The organism is Pseudomonas sp. ArH3a (assembly GCF_022648765.1).
Classification (GTDB): Bacteria; Pseudomonadota; Gammaproteobacteria; order Pseudomonadales; family Pseudomonadaceae; genus Aquipseudomonas.
Map to the genome: position 1 here is coordinate 4,767,795 of NZ_CP080330.1, position 20,750 is coordinate 4,788,544.

The following is a 20,750-nucleotide window of genomic DNA, read 5'->3' on the forward strand; positions in this document are numbered from 1 at the left end:
TCCATTGCATGTCGATTCCCGCGTTGAATATCTGGGGCACTGCGCCCTCGTCCCGTTATGAACAACTGGCCGCACCGTTTCGCCCACTCTTTGCCCACATCCTTGCGCACGCCGCTGAGGCTGATCAGACTCGCGCCAGCCTGGCGCCCGTCATCCAGCAACTGAACGCGCTGGGCTTGCCGCGCTGGCGCTTGCCCGTCAGTTACGGCGGCCAGGACGCAACCTTAGCTGAACTGCTCGCGCTGCTCACAGAGCTGTCCGCCGCCGACTCCAACATCACCCAGGCCCTGCGCGGGCATTTTGGTTTTTGCGAGGACGTGCTCTGCGCCAAAGACCTCGACTGGCGCGCCAAGTGGCTCGAGCGACTCGGCCAAGGCGCCCTGCTCTCCCCCGGCAGCACCGAAGTCGGCAACCAGACGCGCGGCGACTTCGAAACCCGCCTGCACCGCGATGCGGACGGCACCCTGCGCATCAGCGGCAAAAAGTTCTACACCACCGGCGCGCTCTACAGCGACCTGATCAACACCGTCGCCACCGGCGAAGACGGCACGGTCTACAGCGTGGTCGTCGACCTCAAGGCGCCCGGCGTGCAGATCATCGATGACTGGAACGGCTTCGGCCAACGCCTCACCGCCAGCGGCACCTGCCTCTTTAACAATGCCCCGGTGGAAGACGACCTGCGCCCCACCCACCAACGCTTCGGCTACGGCCAATCCTTCTACCAGATCTACCACCTCAGCACCCTCGCCGGCATCGCCCGCCGTGCGGCGCTGAGTGGTGCGCAAGAGCTCAGCCAACGCGCCCGGACCTTCACCACCGGCAACGCCGACACCGCCGCGCAAGACGTGCAACTGCTGCAAGTCATCGGCGAAGTGGCCAGCCAGGCCTACGCCGCACACGCCATCACCCAACAAGCGGCGCAGCGCCTGGAGCACACGGCGCAGTATGTGATCGCCCACGACCAGCCGCTGCATGACGACGACCCGCAGGTGGCATTGGCGGAGTTGGAAGTGTGCCTGGCGGTGAACCCGGTGGTGGATGCGACACTTGCCGCGACCACCGCACTGTTTGATGCGCTGGGGGCGAGCGCCACGGCGAGCAACAAGGCACTGGACCGGTTGTGGCGCAATGCGCGCACGTTGGCGAACCATAATCCACGGGTGTACAAGTCGCGGATCGTCGGCAATTACCTGGTGAATGGAGAGTTGCCGCCAGCGCAGTGGCGAGTGGGTGTGGCCAAAGCTTGATGAAACAACACTGGAGCAGTGTTGCCGAGTTGGAGATTGGGTTCCGAGCGGGCGCTTACAGCCTCCGCCGAGTGGCCGCCAACACAATGATCGAGACCACCAAGGCCAAATGTGGGAGCTGTCGAGCTTCAGCGAGGCTGCGAAGGGATCACCGCAGTGCACCTGCCAGACCACAACACCCGCATCGCAGCCGATGCCGACCCATTCAACCTGCTTTATTCGGGTGCCCGCATTTCCTGACTAATGTCGCCGCCATTAATTTTATAGTGCGTGTCGAGGGCTCAAATCCTTCACCTAAAGCCACCACTATCGGCCGCGCGCCATGAATATAGCCTGCAAAAAACAGCGCATCGAGTGACTCGATCGCATGAATGACGACGGATTCCTCTTTGGCGTCAAGCAATTTCAACAACAGCCTCAGGGCTCGAGCATCACGCGTATCGCTTAGAGATTCAGCACATCGACCTCGCCACGCCTCGGGCTTCAGCAAAAGCACAGCCTCAAGCGCGCGCCAGTCTGAATGATCAAATTGAGAGACGTGAGCGCTGGCAATATCGATGCCTACATCCGACCAATAATCTTCAGAAAGAGCTGAGGTCAGTAATGTTTTGTACGTTTCAAACATCAGCCACCTATTGAATGTTAAAAATGGGAGATTCCTCAGGGTCTGGTCCCATTCCCCCCATTAAGTACATCGACTAAAAGCTAAGCGTAAGGCTGCACCTACAGCAGCAGGGCTACTACCGCTGGGGATAATGACATAATCACTCTCACTTAGTCCCTTGCCACTCCAGACTTCTAGCTTTTCATGATGGCTAGGACGAATGATTATCTGGTCCTTCTTACTTTCGATACTGCATTTCTTCATCTCTTTAAATAATGCACGCTTAGTCTTGTAGCCATAGCGCTTCAACGTGCTGCCAACCCACTGACCATATCGTTGATTGGTCAAGCTGTAGTCATATAACTCCCTATCAAAAGTAGCTTCAGGATGAATCCAAACATCCTTCCGCGGCTCGGGAAGCACAAACCGACTATGCGCCAAGGCGTCAAGCAGCGCAAAGCCTAGCTCATTATCGGCAGCGTCAGGGCTGAAAAAATGCTCCACACCTTGCGGGTCCGCTCGGCTACTTCGATAGCCAGAAAAAGTGTTTACGAAAATAAAATCTGTATTTATTTTTGCATCTGCCCAAGCTGTTTTTACGACGTCAGTCATCTTAATCCACCTTAGTGACATCTACCGTAACGCCTTTGCCAGGCCCTACTCAATGGCGCTATTGATTTGATCCAATCTTATGAAAAAAGGGGACATAAAGGGGGCAGTTTTATTTTTAGCGACACAGCAGTTTGGAAAACCAAATAAATCTGTCCCCTTTCTACTTCGGATCGGCTAGCAGCTTAAAGAACGCATGGGCATTGCTGTTTTTGGTGTGCTGCTGAATGCGTTGCTGTTGATGCCTGACGATTTGGCGTCTACGATTCACGCGGGCTTTACTTGTTCTCGTGGTGTGTGTTCGCAACTATCACCGTAGACCAAGGACGGTCTTTTTCATTTTTTTTGTAGCCATATCAGCTGGTTAGCTGTTAAGTAGGTGCCATTCAAATCCGCCCCCGTTTTAGCGTTTAACAACATCGCTACAGACATCCCCGCAAAACACTTCGTATAGTGTATCTGGAGGTGCCTGATGTTTTTCAAAGTCAGATAAAACCACCTCATACAGGTCCGACATGTTAATACGCCTAACCGCCTCTATTTGACTACTGTCCGAGATTGAAAAAACTATTTTCTCGGCCTTGCAAATCGAAGCAATCTCAGTAATCGTCTCTAATAGAATCGCAACTCTGTCTTGGGGTTTGCTCGGAAATCCAATACCTGAGGTCAATGGATCGTATTCATCATAGTCCGTCAAATAGGTAGCATTAGGGTAGCCAGGCCTGTCTCCAATTAAAAAGACGAAGGTCCCTTTACTTGGTAAAAAATCAGGCGGATAGTTAAACAGCTCAGCGCTGGTAATTTTAAATATCCCCAATTCACTCTCTAAAATATAGTCATCTACCGCCGTCCAAGCATCAGGACTTGGCGACGGATGAACATAGCCACAAACGTCGTTCGACATGCTCACACCCATTTATCTAAGATCCAAGGTCCGACGACCTTGCCATTAAAGTGGAACAAAAAAGGGGACAGATTTGAATGGCACTTACTTAACCTTCTTCGGGGGGCCATTTTTCCTGACCTCGGCCCAAGCCTCACCCCATGCTGATGCAGGCACGAGGGGCGGGAACACCGACTTTGACTGTTACACCTTGAACCTTGGCTTTTCCTGAATCCAACGCCGCTTGCAAAGCATCGCTTAAAGCAGGATCAGAGTCGGCAATTGATCTATTACCCAGCCACCCCTCCAACCGCGTCCTCGGGTCCCCATGCGGCGTACCGGCCTTATTCACGCCATTCACCGAAGACTTCGCATCCATCACCACCACGGTAATCGTATCGCCATTGATCGCCACCGCGCAGCCATCACAGCCGTGGTTGCTACCGTTCTGCAATGGCTTGAAATTGAGGCCGGTTTTTCCGTTGAGGGTTTGAAGGGCCAGTTGCTCGCCCAACACCCCCATCATTTACAAGCGAACCGGTTTTCCAATTGGGAAGGTACGACAGCGGGATACTTTCAAATGTCTGCCCAAACAGGTCTTCAACCCGGCTGAACTTAGGTGGGCTGATTGCATCAGGGATAACCTGCCCTGGTCCTTTTGGACCCTATTCAACCTTTCAGCGCTGGCAAAGACAGCACGTCATCGTAATTTGGCCAGTCTTCTCTGGCACGGTTGAGTACACCTTGCATCAACTCGTCCAACTCAAGCACTGGCTGCTCGGGCGGCAATTGATCAAAGGGCGCGGCCAGCAGCGGATGATCAATCTTCTGCGGATTGGCTAAACCTTCCCACTGGCGCAGGCGCAGGATATAGAGAATTTCCACCGGCACGCGCTCCAAGTGCCAGTCCTGATTGAAGTCGTAAGAATTCTTCTGGCTCTCTTTGCCGGTTTGCCAAGTGTGGCGGTCACACGCGGCCAACAGGCAGGGCATCAGGTCGTCGGGGCTGGGAGTGCGCCACTTGGCCAACAAGGCTTCGTAGATGGGTTCGTCGTAAGCATAAGCAGGCCATTGATGCGAGACATCGCCCACCCAATCGGCAAACACACGCAGCATAAAGGCTTGGGCGCGGCGGTGTTGCTCTTCGTACTCAATCACTAATTGATGCCCACGGTTGAGAGCCGCATGGGTGAGATAGCCCTGATGGATGACGGCATCCTTCCAGCCTAGGATCGCCATGGCGGCCATCATATTGGTGGCGGTTTGGATGCTGTAGTTTTGGCGGCGTCGATCATTGCCTGCCGCTTTGGCAATAATGTCGAACTGACCCGCCCAGAAGAACAACTGCCAAATTCCTACTTGGTAATAGCGCAGCCAATGGGCCAATTCCAGAAGCCATTGCGGGTTATCTGGTGCGGTTGCCAATACCTTGTGGGCTCGTGTGACGGCCATCCATTCGGAGCTACTACGCGTAACGTTGTCACTATTCGGTACAGGCATTGATGGCTTCGCAAATGCATCGCCGCGCTCAACATATTCACGGATGCCATTCAACTCGTATTCATCTGAGACGTGTGGCCCCTTGGCTATGCGCCCCAGCACACTTTTGTAAGAAGGCCATTTCGGGTTTACGCCCGAGCCCTCGCACTGAATTATTTCTTGGACCATGGTTCCACCTTAAATTCTGCTACACCTGTTTTACCGGGGGCAGGAACACCGACTTTGACTGTTACACCTTGAACCTTGGCTTTTCCTGAATCCAACGCCGCTTGCAAAGCATCGCGTAAAGCAGGATCAGAGTCGGCAATTGATCTATTACCCAGCCACCCCTCCAACCGCGTCCTCGGGTCCCCATGCGGCGTACCGGCCTTACTCACGCCATTCACCGAAGACTTCGCATCCATCACCACCACGGTAATCGTATCGCCATTGATCGCCACCGCGCAGCCATCACAGCCGTGGTTGCTACCGTTCTGCAATGGCTTGAAATTGAGGCCGGTTTTTCCGTTGAGGGTTTGAAGGGCCAGTTGCTCGCCCAACACCCCATCATTTACAAGCGAACCGGTCTTCCAATTGGGAAGGTGCGACAGCGGGATACTTTCAAATGTCTGCCCAAACAGGTCTTCAACCCGGCTGAACTTAGGTGGGCTGATTGCATCAGGAATAACCTGCCCTGGTCCTTTTGAACCCGATTCAACCTTTCAGCGCTGGCAAAGACAGCACGTCATCGTAATTTGGCCAGTCTTCTCTGGCACGGTTGAGTACACCTTGCATCAACTCGTCCAACTCAGGCACTGGCTGCTCGGGCGGCAATTGGTCAAAGGGCACGGCCAGCAGCGGATGATCAATCTTCTGCGGATTGGCTAAACCTTCCCACTGGCGCAGGCGCAGGATATAGAGAATTTCCACCGGCACGCGCTCCAAGTGCCAGTCCTGATTGAAATCGTAGGAATTCTTCTGGCTCTCTTTGCCGGTTTGCCAAGTGTGGCGGTCACACGCGGCCAACAGGCAGGGCATCAGGTCGTCGGGGCTGGGAGTGCGCCACTTGGCCAACAAGGCTTCGTAGATGGGTTCGTCGTAAGCATAAGCAGGCCATTGATGCGAGACATCGCCCACCCAATCGGCAAACACACGCAGCATAAAGGCTTGGGCGCGGCGGTGCTCCTCTTCATACTCGATGACCAGTTGATGACCACGGTTGAGCGCCGCATGGGTCAAATAGCCTTGGTGGATGACAGCTTCCTTCCAGCCCAGAATCGCCATGGTGGCCATCATGTTGGCAGCGGTTTGGATGCTGTAGTTTTGTTGGCGTCTGTCATTACCTACGGCTTTAGCCAAAACGTCAAACTGCCCCGCCCAAAAAAACAACTGCCAAATGCCTACTTGGTAGTAACGCATCCAGTGTGCCAATTCGGAAAGCCATCGCGGGTTTCCCGTTGCAGTGGCAAGTACTTTGTGAGCCCTTGTCACCGACATCCATTCTGCACGAGCATCTGTTGCATTGTTTCTGTTTGGAACCATCATTGAACGCTTCGGCGAAGCATCCTCGCGAGTAACGTACTCGCGAATACCGGCTATCTCATATTCATCCGAGACATGTGGCCCCTTGGCTATGCGCCCCAGCACACTTTTGTAAGAAGGCCATTTCGGGTTTACGCCCGAGCGCTCGCACTGAATTATTTCTTGGACCATGGTTCCACCTTAAATTCTGCTACACCTGTTTTACCGGGGGCAGGAACACCGACTTTGACGGTCACGCCTTGGACTTTGACGTTTTCAGAAAGCAGCGCTGCTCGCAAAGCATCACGTAACGCTGGGTCCGAATCGGCAATTGAGCTATTACCCAACCACCCTCTCAACCTCGTCGCCGGATCTCCGTGCGGCGTACCGGCCTTATTCACGCCATTCACCGAAGACTTCGCATCCATCACCACCACGGTAATCGTATCGCCATTGATCGCCACCGCGCAGCCATCACAGCCGTGGTTGCTACCGTTCTGCAATGGCTTGAAATTGAGGCCGGTTTTTCCGTTGAGGGTTTGAAGGGCCAGTTGCTCGCCCAACACCCCATCATTTACAAGCGAACCGGTCTTCCAATTGGGAAGGTGCGACAGCGGGATACTTTCAAATGTCTGCCCAAACAGGTCTTCAACCCGGCTGAACTTGGGTGGGCTGATTGCATCAGGGATAACCTGCCCTGGTCCTTTTGCACCATCGAAACTCGCATCGTTAGCCGCAGTTTTACCAGTACCTACAACTCTGGTTTCCCCAGAAACCAAACCGGATGGAGTAGCTTTTGAACCCGTCTTCTCCCCCGTCAGCAGAAGAGATTTACCTTCAGCCAACTTTCCGGCACCTTTGAACAGCGCAATTTCTATCGCCGCCCGCGCCGCCGCAGTCCCATAATCACGCATGGGATTAACATCGCCAGGGTAGGTATCTATACTGAACGAGGCAAGTACCTTGCTCCCCTGCGTGTATTGATAAGGCGTTAGCAGAGCACCCGTCGCCTGCATACCATCGTGAAAGGAGAGCGCGCCGCCCAAGCCAGACAATGCAGGTGCCGCGCACCCCACCACCGTCACGCAGGCAGGCGCCGTCAACGCTGCACCGCCGAACCCGGCAGCGGCCCCTATCGCCCCCAGCACCGCTCGACTCGCATTGCCCGAGCGGGTAAGTGCCTCGTCATTCTTCAACAGCTTGTCGTTGGCTTTATCCCACCGGCCGTACTCATCAAAAGCTCCGGTTGCCAACAGCTGCTTCTGAGCATCCTTGAAGCTGCCGCCGTCAGACTCAAGTTCGCTGATGTACTTGTAGTTTGGATCTTCAGTCGGAACGGAAGCACTGCAGTGCACCAAGGCACAGGCCGCGGCCTTCAACTTATAGGCATTGGCCGGGTCGTCTTTCTGCAAAGCTTCCAACGCGAGCGTTTCCTTCTGGTGCAGTTGGCGGTTGTACTGATCCGCCATTTGCGACACCCAGGACGCTTTGTTGACATCGCCGCCGGCCAGCCCCGCCGCAGTCAAACCGACCACCTGGGCGAACGCCTGTCTCAACTCCGGTTGCTTATCAAACGTATCGTTCAGGACCTGCGCCATTGCCTGACTTGCGCCCGCAGCAATAGCCCCGGTCTTGAAGTCGCCACCCGTGGCACTGGCCACCGCACCACCAAACAAGGCGTGCATGGTGACTCGGGCTGAACCACCCTCCGCCCACATCGCCATCCCGGTGGTATCACCGGCGTTCTTCGCGGCCTGCCAATGGTCCTGGGCATAACTGCCCACGTAGTTGAACGCCGTCGCAGCCACCACATTGCCGGCCTGTGAAACCAGGCCGCCGGTGACGTTCTTGCCCAGATTTCCGCCACCCACCACCGTCTGAATGGTGCCAGCAGCCACACCTTGAGCCGCCGCGTGAACCGCAAAGCCGCCAATCCCTTCCAGAGTTTTGAGATCGAACCCTTTGGTGAGGTTATTGAAAGGCTTGGTGGTGCCGCCCAAGTTGGGATCGATGACACCTGTTGTGAAACCTGCTGTAAGAGCGCTTGTTGCATAGCCTTTCAGCGCGTTGCTTGAAGTCACATCTTTAAGCGTCGCGCCAAGGTTGCCGCCATTATTGATAAAGCTGACAGCACTGCCGCTTGCAAGTGACGTTAACGCAGCAGTGGCCATGGCGTTGCCCCAGCCTGCCGCCGCAGTCCCAACAGCAGTGCCTGCCGAGACCATTGCCGAACTACCCGCCGCCGCCATAGCGGTGCCAGAACCCGCAGTTCCTGCACCCGCAAACGCTGTGCCTACTGCACCGCTGGCCGCCCCAGCCGTCAATACCGTAACAATAATAATGATCGCCAGCATCGCCCCTTGTCCGAGGCTGGAGTTGCTGTACTTATACGAGTCGTGCGTTTCCTTGATCAGTTTCCAATCAACATCTCCACGTTTCTCCGCGTCCTTCAGCCAAGCCATCTGTGGATCTGCCTTCACCATCGCGTCGATCGCCTGGCTGACGGTCTGTTGGTTGACTTGTTTGACATCGATATGCAGACCATCAACGGCCTTGATCGCGATTTCCCCCTTGGCAACCATTTGGGTCTGCCTGAGGGTCTCGTCGGTGTTGCCTTTGCCGCTCATGCTGTTCCAGGCAAGGCTGCTTTTGCTCTTGGCGTGGCTCTCCTGGTCGAGGTCTTTGACGCCCTCGAAGGTCACGCTACCACCGCTGGCGATGGTCAGGTCATTGCCACTGTCCAACTTGGCAGCCTGGTATTTCTGGTCGCCCTGACTTTGAATAGTCAGGTCACCACCGGTTTTGATTTCGCTACCGATGTTGGTGACTTTGGTCACTTCATCCCGCTGGGTTTTCTTACTGCCCCAACTGCCCTTCTTCTTCATGTCATACAGCGAATAATCACTGTCTTCGGCCGACAGCAACGCCAGGTTGCCACCCGCCACCAGGTACGCTTCATCGCCTGCACTGATACGGCTGGCAATCAGGCCCAGGTCCTTACCTGCACTGAGCGAGACGTCCCCACCGGCACTCAGCGTGGTCGACACCTGGCTGACATGATCTTCCTGACGCTTTTCCTTTTTACTTTTACTGGAGGAGTGTTGCTCGTCCGCAGCCGAGGCCAGGAACATATCGCCGCCAGCGCTCATATTGATGTCGCGCTTGGCATCGATCTGGCTGGCGATAGCCGTGATGTCTCGGCCGGCTTTGACGTTGATGTCGCGACCTGCCTCTACGCTGGAACCGTATTGCGTGGCATTGCTCGATTGCAGGCGGCGCCCCATGTCGGTCGCATTGCGCTCTTCGGCAGAGGCCAGGCTGGCATCGCGACCCGCCACGATTGTCGTGTCACGACCGCTGTGCAAAACGCCGCCGACGCTGGCAACGTCTTTGCCGGCGCTGATATCCAGGTCATTCGCCGCCTCCACCCTCGCCGCACTGTCAACGTAGTCACGGTGCTGCGAATACCCACGCCCGCTATCGTCCCACCCGGTCACGCTGCGCTCGTTGATCACATCGCCATTGATCGCGGTCATCGTCACATCGCGCCCGGCAATGATGCCGCCGGCTTTGTTGACGATATTGTTACCGGCCAGCAGGTCCAGGCGGTTGCCCGCTTCGATCAGCCCGCTGTTGGTCAAGTCGTTGGCCGCCTTGGCCGACAGGTTGTTGTTCGCGCGCAGGGTGCCGGCGTTGACCAAGTTTTCGCCGGCGATCAGGTTCAGGTCGTTACCGGCGATCAAGGCACCATTCGGCGCCAGGCGGTTGTTGGCCTGGGCCAGGTAGAGCACTGGCACCAGGACCTTTTCACCGTTCACTTCGTGTTGTTCCAGCCACACGATGTCGTGGGTCAAGGCCGCAACCTGTTGCGAGGTGAGGCTCACGCCCATCGACAGGTTTAGTTGCTGCTTGCTGCTGATGGCGTTGTCCATCAGGTACTTGAACAGCTTCTCGTCGGTGTTCTGACCGTCGATAAAGCGTTGGCCGGTGCGCGCTTGTACCGCTTGCTGCACCAGGCGCTGTTCGTAGAGGCCATCGCCGAGGCGTTTCCAGCTCTGGTCGGGGTTGTAGCCCAGGCCTTGCAGCAGGTAGTCCGAGCTCATGAATTGCTTGAGGTCGGTGAGTACCGGGTTGGTCTCGATCAGGTACTTGTGCGGCTGCGAGGCGGCGCGGCTGTCGGGCAGGCCTTGGACGCGGGTGAAGGTTTGACTGGTCAACGGGGTCGGTTGCCCCACGGCCGTCTGTGGCGCAATGGCAGCCACGTTGGTGCCACGGTCACTCAGGTCGGGGCGAGCGCCGTCCGACTCAGTGAGCGCGGTGTGCACCGCGCGGGCGTCGCGATCGGCTGCAGCCAGACCGGACAAGTCCGTTGCGCCGACCGCTGGCCCGGCACCCTGCGCCGGGTTATGCGCATCAATGCCGGCTACATGAGTGATGTCGCCACCGCTGGAGCGGCCAGGCTGTAGGGTCTGCACGTCGGCGCTGCCGACAGCGTCAATGTTGATAACGCTGGCCACGGCGTCGATGGCGCCGGCTTCGCGAGCGGTCAGGGCGATTTGATGGGTACTGGCGGTGACAAGGGCAGCCCCTTCCACCTGGATCGTACGGCCCTGGTTTTCAGGTCGCGCTTGATCACGCGTGGCCGGGTCAATGCTGGCGCTACCCAGTGTCCACGTCTGAGCGCCGCCCTGATTGCCGGTCGCCTGCCCGCTGGTGCCACCTTGGCCGCTTAAGCGGAACAAGCCGTTCTGCCCGCTGGGCAAACCGAAGCCCGGCAGGGTCAAGGGGTTGACTTGCTGTTGGGCCAGGTCAGGCGGCAATTGTGCATTCAGCACCACCACCTGGGTTTTGTTGGCGCCCACACCGGTATCCAGCGCGCGGCCGCCAACCCCAAGCGCGGTCTTGAGCACCGTGATGTTGCTGATGTTTTTACTGGCGATGAGTTGAGCGTTGCCGCCGGCCTGGATGATGGCCGGGGCCACCACTTGCGTGCCGCCTGCCACCGGTATGGGCGCATTGATCCCTGAAAACAGCGACGGGCTGAACTTCGTCATCAATGCCGCAAAGGCCGCCTCATCCACCGGCGAGCCTTGAGGGTGCGCGCGGTTGTAGGCCTGCACCGCCGCGACCATCTGGTTGTACTGGCCCTTGCCGATTTTGGTAACACCGCCGTATTCCTGGCTTCGAGTGCCGGAGCCACCGGTGGCCGCCAGGTTCTGGATATTCTCGCCGGTAATCGACAGGTCATTGGCGGCCGACACCACGCTGTAGCGGTTGGTGAAGTTCTGGCCGGCAATCACCATGTTGCGCCCGGCGCTGAGGGTGGCCGACGGTGAGTTGGCCTCCACCACACTTTCAACCGTGCGGCTCAGGGTGACCGCAGGCCTTCTGTCGCTCCAGCCACCGCTGCAATGTTGCGTGCAACGAATGCTGACGCCCACCGACGTCAAGCGTTGGTTGAGCTGGAATTTCTCGCGCTCGTTGACCACGTCATTGGCCGAGAGCCGGAGGTCGCCCATGCTTTCGATGCTGGCGGAAATGTTGCGGATACTCTGTGCGGCTGTCCCGCCGGCAACACCTGCCATCGTCAGGTTGCCGAGGCTGTAGATGTCCGAATAATTGTTGGTCAGGCTGCCCACGTTGAACGTGGCGTCCTGGCCACTGAACACAAAGCCGCGCGCATTGATGTCGCCCGCAACGTGGTCGTTGAGCAGGCTTTGGGCCGTCAGGTCAAGGTTCTGCGCAGCCCCCAGCGTGCCGGTGTTGACCACGCTGCCGGCGTCGATACGCAGGCCGCTGCCGGAGGTCAGGCGCCCACGGTTGCTCAACTGGCCGCCGACGCTCACGTGGCTGGCGCCCCCGCCTGCCAGGCTGCCGGGCTCCTTGAGGGTCATTTGCGCGGCGCTAAGGTTCAGCGTACCGACACTGCTGATGCGCCCGTTGCCTTCATAACCGCCAGCCAATTGCACAGCCACACTGCCGTCGCTGGCAATCAAGCCATCGTTGTTCCAATTACCGCCGTTGCCGACCAAGCTTTGCGACGCCAGCAATTGCCCGCCCGCCGTCTGGTTCAGGGTGTTGACGTTAACCGTCAAACGGCCTGCCTGGATCACACTGCTGTTGGTCCAGTTATCTGCGGTCAGGGTCAAACCGCCGCGCGTCACCACATTGCCGCCCGCACGGGTAAGGTTGGCGGTAGCGATATCAAAGGTCCCGGTGCCGCCGTGCAGCACACTGCCGCCTTGGTTCTGCAGGCTGCCGGTCAGCGTGAAGTCGCTGTTGGAGGTTTCCAGCTGGCCATTGCGGTTGTCGATCTGCCCGCCAACTTGGACGGTGGTTTTGCCGCTGCTGCCAAGGGCGCGCAGTTGGCCGCCGACGTTATCGACATCCCCGGCCAGCAGGTTCAGCGTGGTGTCGCTTTCGATAATCCCCGCCTGGTTGCGTAACGCGCCGCTGAGCCCCAGGTCGATCGTGCCCGCGCCAATCTGGCCGCTGCTGTTGTCTAGGGTTTGCCCGCCCACGCGCACCAGGCCCTTGGCGTACAAACCGCCGTTGGCGTTGGCGAAATAATTGGCGTTGACCACTGCATCGCCGGTCTGCGCAGCGATGCGCCCGCTCTGGTTGTCGATGCGGTTAGCGCGCAGGTCCAGGCCCCGGGCGCTGACCAGTTTGCCGCCCTGATTATTGACGTCGCCGCTGACGGTCAAGCCCAGGCCGGTCTGGCCCTGCACCTTGCCCTTGGCGTTGTTCAGGCTTGCGGCGTTCAGTTGCACGTCGGCGTCTTGGCTGTAGATCAAGCCGTCGGTTTGGTTTTGCACGACGCCGCTGCTGGTGATGACCACCCGCTCTTTGCCGGCAAGGGTGCCGCGCTCACTGTTATTCAAGCCGCCGGTGAGCAGGGTCAACAGGCTCTGGCTGATGATCTTGCCGTCGGCGTTGTTGTAGACCTGGTTGGCGCGTTTGAGCAGCAACGGCCCGGCGCTGGCCAGTTTGCCGCCGCTGTTATTGAGGTTGCCGAGCAGGTCGAGGGTCATCTGAGCGTTGCTGATCAGGCTGCCACCGTTGTTGCTCAGGTCGGTGCCGGTAAAGGAAAACCCCTGCTGCACGTTGATGGTGCCTTGGTTGGCCAGGGTGGCCGCTTGCACATCCAGCTCGGCGCCGCTTTCGATCAAGCCGCCGTCGCCGTTCACCAACGCGCCGGTCACTGCCAGCGCTTGCCCGGTGCCGCTGGAAAGCACGCCACTGCCGCGGTTATCCAGGCTGGCAGCGCTGACGTCCAAACGCCCGTGGCTGACGAGTGCGCCTTCGGTGTTGTTTTGCAGCGCGCCGCTCAGGCGCACATCAATCGCGCCGCTACGGCTGGAGAGCGTGCCGTGGTCGCGGTTGTCGAGGTTGCCGCCACTGACGCTCAGGCCTTGCCAGCCGCTCAGCAAGCCCTTCGCGGAGTTCATCAGCGTGCCCGCGTTGACGCTCAGGGTCTGGCTGCTGATCAGCTTGCCGCCGGTGTTGTCCAGGCTCCGCGCGGTCACGGAGAAGCCTTGCTGGCTGGAGATTTCACCGCCCTGGTTATTGAGGTCACGCAGGTTTTTCAGGGTCAGCGGGCCATTGGCAAGCAGCAGGCCGTTGCGGTTATCCAAGTCGCTGTTGTTCAGGTCGAGGGTCACGCCCTGCTCGCCGACAATGCGGCCGCCCGCCGCTGCCAGGGCATTGACGCCCACGGCCAGCGCACCTTTGGCCGAGACTTCGCCACCATTGCCGGTGTTCAGGCCGGCAGCCGTGAGGTTCAGGGTGCCGAGGCTATTGATCAGGCCCTGGTCTTGGTTATTCAGCTGGCCGTCGCTGCTCAATAGCAGGTCGCCACGGCTGTTCACGCGGCCACCACGGTTGTCCAACGCCGCCGTGCGGGCATCGAGGCTGGCAGCGCCGATCATGCCTTTGAGGTTGGTCAGCGCCTGGTTAATGCGCAAGGTCAGGCCTTGGTCGCTCAGCAGTTTGCCGTTGCTGTTATCCAGGCTTTGCGCAGCCAGGGTGAAGGCCTGGCCACTGGAGATTTCGCCGTTCTGGTTGGTGACGGTGTTGAGGTTATTGAGTAGCAACGGGCCCTTGGCATTGAGGAAGCCCCCGGTGTTGTTCAACGCGCCGTTGTTCAGGTCCAGACTCAAACCGGCGTTGCTGAACAGCTTGCCACCTTGTTGATCGAGCCCGGTGACGCTGGCCGTCATGCCCTGCTCGCCGCCGATGCTGCCACCGTTGTTCAACTGTGCGGTGGTCAACGCCAAGGTGGCGCTGCTGTTGAGGTGCCCGCCTTGGTTGTTCAGCGCGCCCGTGCTGACGACGACCGGGCCCTTGCCGCTGATGATGCCTTGCTGGTTGCCCAGACTCGCGCTGTGCAGCGTGAGGCTGTCATCGGTGACCAACTTGCCGTCCTGGTTATCCAGGTTGCCGGTCACGGCGACGCTCAAACCTTGGGCACTGGAAAGGCTGCCTTTGTTGTTAATCAGGCTTCGCGCCTTGACGCTCAGTGCGTCTTCACTGCTCAGCACGCCTTGGCTGTTGTCCAGGTCGCCGGCCAGTTCCAGCACCAACGGTTGTTCGCTGAGCAGCTTGCCGCCCGTGTTGTCCAGCGAGGTGCCGGTGAGGCTCAGGCGCTGGCCGTTCAATTCACCGAGGGCGCGGTTGATGACCTGGTCCACCGCCAGGTTCAAGCCGCCGCGCGCAAACACCACGCCTTTGTCGCTGTTGTTCAACTGCTGGCCGGTGACGCTGACGTCGGCGTTGCCGGTCAGCTCACCGGCGCGGTTGTCGATCAAACCCACGTCGAGTTTCAGCGCTTTTGTGGCGCCTACCAGACCGTTACGGTTATCCAGATTGGCGCCGCGCAACTGCAGGCCTGCGGTGCTGATCAGCTTGCCGTTCTGGTTGTCGAATTGCTCGATGTTGGCCGTCACCTGCGCCTTGCCGGCGATCTCGCCATTGCGGTTATCCAGGCCGGCGCCGGTCAGCAGCAAGTCGCCGTCGGCAATCACGCTGCCGCGTTGGTTATCCATGCGCTCGGTGGCATGGATTGCGACATCACCGCGGCCACTGAGCAGGCCGTCGGTGTTGTCCAAACGGGTGCTGCGCGCGTCGAGGCCAACGGCGTTGATATGGCCTTTGACGTTGGCCAGCAGTTGCTCAACGCGCAAGGTCAGCCCTTGGTTGCTGATGAGCTTGCCGTGGCTGTTGTCGAGGTTGTTGGCCGCCAAGGTGAAGGCGTTCTGGCTGGAGATTTCGCCGTGCTGGTTGTTGAGGTTGCCGAGGTTGTTGAGCACCAGGATCGGTGCGTTGATCACGCCCGCGTTGACCAGCTCGCCGTTGTGCAGGTCGAGGTTCAGTTGCGTGGTGCTGAGCAGCTCGGCGCCGCCCATTTGCGTGAGGCCAGTGAGGTTGGCAGTCAGGCTGCCAACGCTGCGGATTTGCCCGCTGTTGGTGACCTGGGTGGCCGTGAGGTCAAGGCTGTCGGCACTGGTGACATGCCCCTCAACAGCGTTTTTGAACGCGCCGGTCGCGAGGCTTGCGGCGCCCTGGCTTTTGATCAGGCCGTGAGTGTTATCGAGGCTGGCACTGGTCAGCTTGAGGCTTTGCGCGCTCTCGACGGTGCCGTCTTGGTTAATCAACGCCGTGGCGCTGGCGATCGTCAGCGGGCCGGCGCTGGAGAGGCTGCCGCCGGTGTTATCGATGCGCTGGGCCGCCAGGTCCATCGAACCTTCGCTGGTGAATTTGCCACCCGTGTTGTCCAGCCCAGCCGCCAATTGCAACGCCAGGGAGCGCTTGGCGCCAAAGGTGCCTTCGGTGTTATCCAGGCGGGTGCCGGTGAAGCGCGTGTCCTGGGCGAAGACCAAGCCTTTGGCCTGGTTGATCACAGCGTGCATCGCCAGCTCCAGCGCAGTCCCGGCCAACAGCTTGCCGCCACTGTTGTCGAGGCGCTGGCCGCTGAGGTCGATGTTCTGCTGGCTGGAGATTTCACCCGCGCGGTTGTCGACGCTGTTGATCGTGAGCTTCAGCGCTTTTTTCGCACCGAGGACGCCGCCGTCGCGGTTATCCAGGGTGTCGGCGTTGAGGCTCAAGTTGCCCTGGGCGACCAACTGACCGCCCTGCTGGTTGAAGATCCCGACCGTAGCGTCCAGATCAGCCTGGCTGGCAATGCGGCCCTTGGTGTTGTCGACGCTGTCGACCGTCAGCCGCACCGGGCCAACGGCGCTGGCCAGGCCGTTCTGGTTACTCAGGGATTGCCCGGTGATCGCCAGCGCCTGCTTGCTGTTGAGCACGCCTTGACGGTTGTCCAACTGGCCGACCTGCAGGTTCAGATCCTGATTGGCCCGCACCGCGCCGCCACGGTTATCCAGGCTGGCGCTGCGCAGGGTCAGCAGGTTTTGCCCAGACAGGCGGCCTGCGCGGTTGTCCACGCTGCCGGCTTGAATATCCACGACGCCTTTGGCCAACACACTGCCTTTGGCTTGGTTGTCCAACAGGCCGTCGACCTTCACGCTCAAGCTGCCATTGCTGACCAAGCTGCCGGACTGGCGGTTATCCAGGCTGGCCGCGGTCACGTTCAAGCGCTGGCCACTGCCCAAGGTGCCGCCTTGGTTGAACAGCGCGCCGGTGGTGGTCAGGTCGAGGCTGACGTCGCCCGTCACATGGCCGTCGTTGCGGTTGTTCAACGTCATCGCGTTGACCACACTCGCGCCCGCGCTTGAGACCTCACCGTCATCGTTGAGCAGGTCAGCACTGAGGTTAAGCGCCAGGTCTTTAGAGCTGCCGAACACGCCGCTGCTGTTGTCCATGCGCGCTGCCTGGGCGTTGAGCCCGGCGGCGGAGATCTGGCCTTTGATGTTGATCAGTGCCTGCTCAAGCTTGAGGGTCAGCGCTTGGTCACTGAGCAACTTGCCGGCGCTGTTATCCAGGCTGGTTGCGGCCAGGGTGAAGGCGTGTTCGCTGGAGATTTCGCCGCCCTGGTTGGCGACCGTGGACAGGTTTTTAAGCAGCAATTGCCCTGGCGCATGGATCAGGCCGCCGGCGTTATTGAGGTGGCCATTGTTCATGTCCAGGCTCAGGTCGCTGAGGCTGTAGAGCTTGCCGCCGCTGCGCTGGTCAAGACCGGTGATGCTGGCGCTAAGGGCTTGGTTGCTGGCGATCTGGCCGTCAAAGCGGTTATCCACCTGCCCCGCCGTCAGGTCCAGGCCCTCGGCGCTGGAGAGGCGCCCGCTGTTCTGGTTGTTCAAGCTGGCGGTGGTGACGCGCACGGCGCCGTCGCCGATCAGCTTGCCGCCACGGTTATCGAGGCTGGCGCTGTTGAGGGTCAGCGCCATGGCACTGAGCAATTCGCCGTTGCGGTTGCTGATGGCGCCGCGGGTGGTCAATTGCTGCGCCGCGCCGCTGCTGAGGCGGCCGCTGTCGTTGTTCAGCGTGCGGGCGTGCAGCGTGAAGGTGCCATCGCTGCGCACGGTGCCTTGTTGGTTGTTCAGGTCATCGAGGTTCAGTTGCACCGCGCCGTTGGCCAGCAGGCGCCCGCCGTTACGGTTGTCGAACTGTTTGCCGTGCAAGGACAAGTCGCTGACGCTGGAAACCTCACCGCCCTGGTTGTCGAACTGGTCGATATTCAGGTTCAGGTATTGGCCGCTGATGAAGTGACCGCCACGGTTGATCGCGACCCCGGCATGGGTGACGGTCAGCAAACGGTCGCCCTGCAGCAGGCCTTGGCTGTTATCCAGCGTCTGGCTGCCCAAGGTGGTGGCCGCAGCGACTATTTTGCCTTGGCGGTTATCCAGCGCAGTGGTGACGAGCACCTTTGCGTCATCGCGTATTTTGAGTTCGCCTTCGGCGTTGATCAGGCTGTTGGCCTGCAGGTCCAGGCTGGTGGCGGCAATCAAGCCCTTGGTGTTGTCCAGCGCCTTGGCGATACGCACCAGCAGCCCTTGCTCGCTGAGCAATTGGCCGCCACGGTTGTCGAGGCTGTCGGCGGTGAAGCCTAGCGCTTGGGCGCTGGAGATTTCCCCGCCTTGGTTATCGACACTGTTCAGGTTGCTCAGCAGCAGCACACCGGGCGCGTGGATCACGCCGCTTTGGTTATTCAGGTGGCCGCCATTGAGGTTAAGGCTGACGCCTGCTTGGCTGTAGAGGTTGCCCTTGCCACTGTTGTCGAGGCTGCCGGCACTGACAGCCAACCCTTGCCCAGCGAACAGCGTGCCCTGGCGGTTATCGAGCAGGCCCTGGCTGGTGAGGTTGAGGGTGGCGTCGCCTTGCACCAGGCCTTGGCGATTGTCCAGGGTCGCACTGCTGACCACTGCCGTGCGTGCCAACACTTTGCCGTTGCGGTTATCCAGCGCCGCGTCGATCTGTGCGAGCAACCCGTCACCGGCGCTGAGTGTGCCGCCATTGTTATCCAGGCTGCCGGCATGGATATCCAGGGCGTTGGCCGAGACCAGGCCTTGGGTGTTGTCGAGCGCCTGGGCGATGCGTACGGTCAGTGCCTGTTCGCTCAAAAGCTTGGCGTTGCGGTTGTTCAAGGTGTTGGCAGCCAGGGCAAATGCCTGGCTGCTGGAGATTTCACCGCCCTGGTTGTCGACGCTGTTGAGGTTACTGAGCAACAAGCGCCCCGGGGCATTGATCACACCGCCCTGGTTATTCAGGTGGCCGCCATTGAGGTCGAGGCTGACCTCGCCCTGGCCGAAGAGCCGACCATCCTCGTGCTGATCAAGGCTGGCGACACTCGCAGTGAGCGCCCGCCCGCCACTGATGCGCCCGCCCGCGCTGTTGTCCACGTGGCCGGCTTTCAAGTCCAGGCGCACGGCGCCGCGCACGGTGCCGTGCTGGTTAATGATCGGGCCTGTGGCCGTCAGGCTCAACAGCTGCCCGGCTGAGACCAGGCCTGCCACGTTGTCCAGCGCTGCCAGTTGCAGCGTGGTTTGCGCCTGGCTCGACAGCTCGCCGTTGCGGTTGATCAGTTGCCCGATGCCCGCCGTCAGGTTACCGGTGCTGGTGACGAGGCCACCTTGGCTGTTGAGCAGTTGGGCGGCGTTTATGCCAAGGCTGCCTGCGCTGAGGATTCGGCCTTGGTTTTGGTTGTCGATTTGAGTGGCGGTCAGTTGCGCAGCGCGCTGGGCGCTCAATGTGCCGCGCTGGTTGGCCAGCTCGCCGGTGTTAATGCTGAGGTCGCGGCTGGCGATCACGGTCTTGCCGGTGTTGTCGAGGGCCTGCGCGGTCAGGCGCACATCGCCTTGGGCATTGCGGCTGCTATCGGCGTTGACGCCGGCTTCGATAATGCCGTTGTTGGTCAACCGGCCAGCGGCGTCCAGGGTGATGCTGTTCTGGGCGGCGAGGGTTTGTTGGTTGGTCAGTGCGCCTTGGGTTTTCACCGATAAGTCGGTACCGGCGTAGACCGCACCTTTGGTTTCGGCGCTCTGCGCCTTGACGTTAATGGCTGTGCCTGCCGAAGTCTGGCCCATGACCACATTGCCTGCGGCATCGATCTGGATATCACCGCCGGCAACCATGTCACCCGACAAGCGCACGCCCACACCGGCCTCAGTGCCGACCAGCTTGACCGCGCCCACATACATGCCACCCAGCGCCGACGAGTCAATCGCCAGATCCGGCGCCTGGCTGCCATCCGCCGCGCGTGCGGTGGCGTTCAAGGTGCGCGCGTCGACGTCGTTGCGACCGGCCACGATGGTGAGTTTTTTCGCCTGGATCTGCGCGTTGATGGTCGTGGCGCGAGTGATGATTTCGAACTGGTCGACGTTGGTGGCATTCAAGCCGGCGCCTTCGATGGCGACGCTGCCTTGGTCGACTTGGTAGCGACTGATCTGGCCGTTTTCGATCACCGCTTTACCGGTGGTGAGCGTGGCTTGTGGCGTATTGATAAAGCCGCAGCCGTTGCAACTGATGCCGTACGGGTTGGCGACGATCACATGGGCCGACTGCCCCGCCACCTCGGTGTAGCCGCGCAGTTGGCTGGGGCTGCCGCCGTTGACTTCGTTGAGGATGATATTGGCGGCAGTGCCTTTGAAATTCGGGTTGCCAACGATGATGCCGCCCAGCTGGGTGGCCTGGGTGCGGTCGGTGGCGTTGTTGAGAATGACGCCGTTGGCACCGACGTTGTAGTCATGGAATTGGTTGTGCGACAGCCCATTCGCGTTCGGCGCGGCGATGTTGACGATGGGCACGCCATTGCCCGCTTGCGCCAGGCCCGTGCCCGGTGCGCTCACCACAATACCGTCGGCCTGGGCCAGCAACGGCTGCCAGAACATGGCGTTGGCCAGGATCAACGCTAACCCACGTTTAGGCAGCCCCAGGAAGTGGGAACGGCTTTTTACGGCAGCAGAAGGCTGGCGCGCGAGGAAGGCGAACTGGCGGACGTCCATGTCAT

Annotated in this window: 9 protein-coding genes; 1 reads left to right on the forward strand and 8 read right to left on the reverse strand. The window is 59.7% G+C overall.

Going from position 1 to position 20,750, the window contains the following annotated elements:
* Positions 1–8 precede the first annotated feature (8 nt).
* Positions 9–1,247 (forward strand): acyl-CoA dehydrogenase family protein, encoded by a 1,239-nt coding sequence (locus K0P33_RS21805; protein ID WP_094953249.1) that lies wholly within the window; start codon positions 9–11, stop codon positions 1,245–1,247.
* Between the two features lie 205 nt (positions 1,248–1,452).
* Here the strand turns inward: K0P33_RS21805 and K0P33_RS21810 are convergent, their stop codons facing one another.
* The 8 genes from K0P33_RS21810 to K0P33_RS21845 all read right to left on the reverse strand — a co-directional run bounded on the left by K0P33_RS21810 (position 1,453) and on the right by K0P33_RS21845 (position 20,745).
* On the reverse strand, positions 1,453–1,872 hold the full coding sequence (locus K0P33_RS21810) for a hypothetical protein (protein WP_094953248.1): 420 nt from the start codon (positions 1,870–1,872) through the stop codon (positions 1,453–1,455).
* A 60-nt stretch (positions 1,873–1,932) separates the two neighbouring features.
* Positions 1,933–2,463 carry a contact-dependent growth inhibition system immunity protein gene (locus K0P33_RS21815; protein ID WP_094953270.1) on the reverse strand — a complete coding sequence of 177 codons (531 nt, stop codon included), beginning with the start codon at positions 2,461–2,463 and terminating at the stop codon, positions 1,933–1,935.
* 400 nt (positions 2,464–2,863) lie between these two features.
* Positions 2,864–3,364 (reverse strand): hypothetical protein, encoded by a 501-nt coding sequence (locus K0P33_RS21820; RefSeq protein ID WP_242151344.1) that lies wholly within the window; start codon positions 3,362–3,364, stop codon positions 2,864–2,866.
* A 133-nt stretch (positions 3,365–3,497) separates the two neighbouring features.
* On the reverse strand, positions 3,498–3,866 hold the full coding sequence (locus K0P33_RS21825) for a hypothetical protein (RefSeq protein WP_232000085.1): 369 nt from the start codon (positions 3,864–3,866) through the stop codon (positions 3,498–3,500).
* Positions 3,867–4,012: 146 nt separating this feature from the next.
* Positions 4,013–4,687 (reverse strand): hypothetical protein, encoded by a 675-nt coding sequence (locus K0P33_RS21830; protein WP_347341857.1) that lies wholly within the window; start codon positions 4,685–4,687, stop codon positions 4,013–4,015.
* Positions 4,688–4,995: 308 nt separating this feature from the next.
* Positions 4,996–5,385 (reverse strand): hypothetical protein, encoded by a 390-nt coding sequence (locus tag K0P33_RS21835; RefSeq protein ID WP_242151351.1) that lies wholly within the window; start codon positions 5,383–5,385, stop codon positions 4,996–4,998.
* Between the two features lie 151 nt (positions 5,386–5,536).
* Complete coding sequence (locus K0P33_RS21840; RefSeq protein WP_347341858.1) at positions 5,537–6,211, reverse strand: hypothetical protein; 675 nt, start codon at positions 6,209–6,211, stop codon at positions 5,537–5,539.
* A gap of 308 nt (positions 6,212–6,519) precedes the next feature.
* Positions 6,520–20,745, reverse strand: coding sequence for a filamentous hemagglutinin N-terminal domain-containing protein (locus K0P33_RS21845; RefSeq protein ID WP_242151358.1), 14,226 nt, complete (start codon positions 20,743–20,745; stop codon positions 6,520–6,522).
* Between the last annotated feature and the right edge of the window lie 5 nt (positions 20,746–20,750).

Excerpts from the sequence above, each read along its gene's own strand:
- K0P33_RS21805 (WP_094953249.1), top strand. The coding sequence starts at position 9 with ATGTCGATTCCCGCGTTGAATATCTGGGGCACTGCGCCCTCGTCCCGT.
- K0P33_RS21845 (WP_242151358.1), bottom strand. The coding sequence starts at position 20,745 with ATGGACGTCCGCCAGTTCGCCTTCCTCGCGCGCCAGCCTTCTGCTGCC.
- K0P33_RS21825 (WP_232000085.1), bottom strand. The coding sequence starts at position 3,866 with ATGGGGGTGTTGGGCGAGCAACTGGCCCTTCAAACCCTCAACGGAAAA.
- K0P33_RS21820 (WP_242151344.1), bottom strand. The coding sequence starts at position 3,364 with ATGTCGAACGACGTTTGTGGCTATGTTCATCCGTCGCCAAGTCCTGAT.
- K0P33_RS21815 (WP_094953270.1), bottom strand. The coding sequence starts at position 2,463 with ATGACTGACGTCGTAAAAACAGCTTGGGCAGATGCAAAAATAAATACA.
- K0P33_RS21810 (WP_094953248.1), bottom strand. The coding sequence starts at position 1,872 with ATGTTTGAAACGTACAAAACATTACTGACCTCAGCTCTTTCTGAAGAT.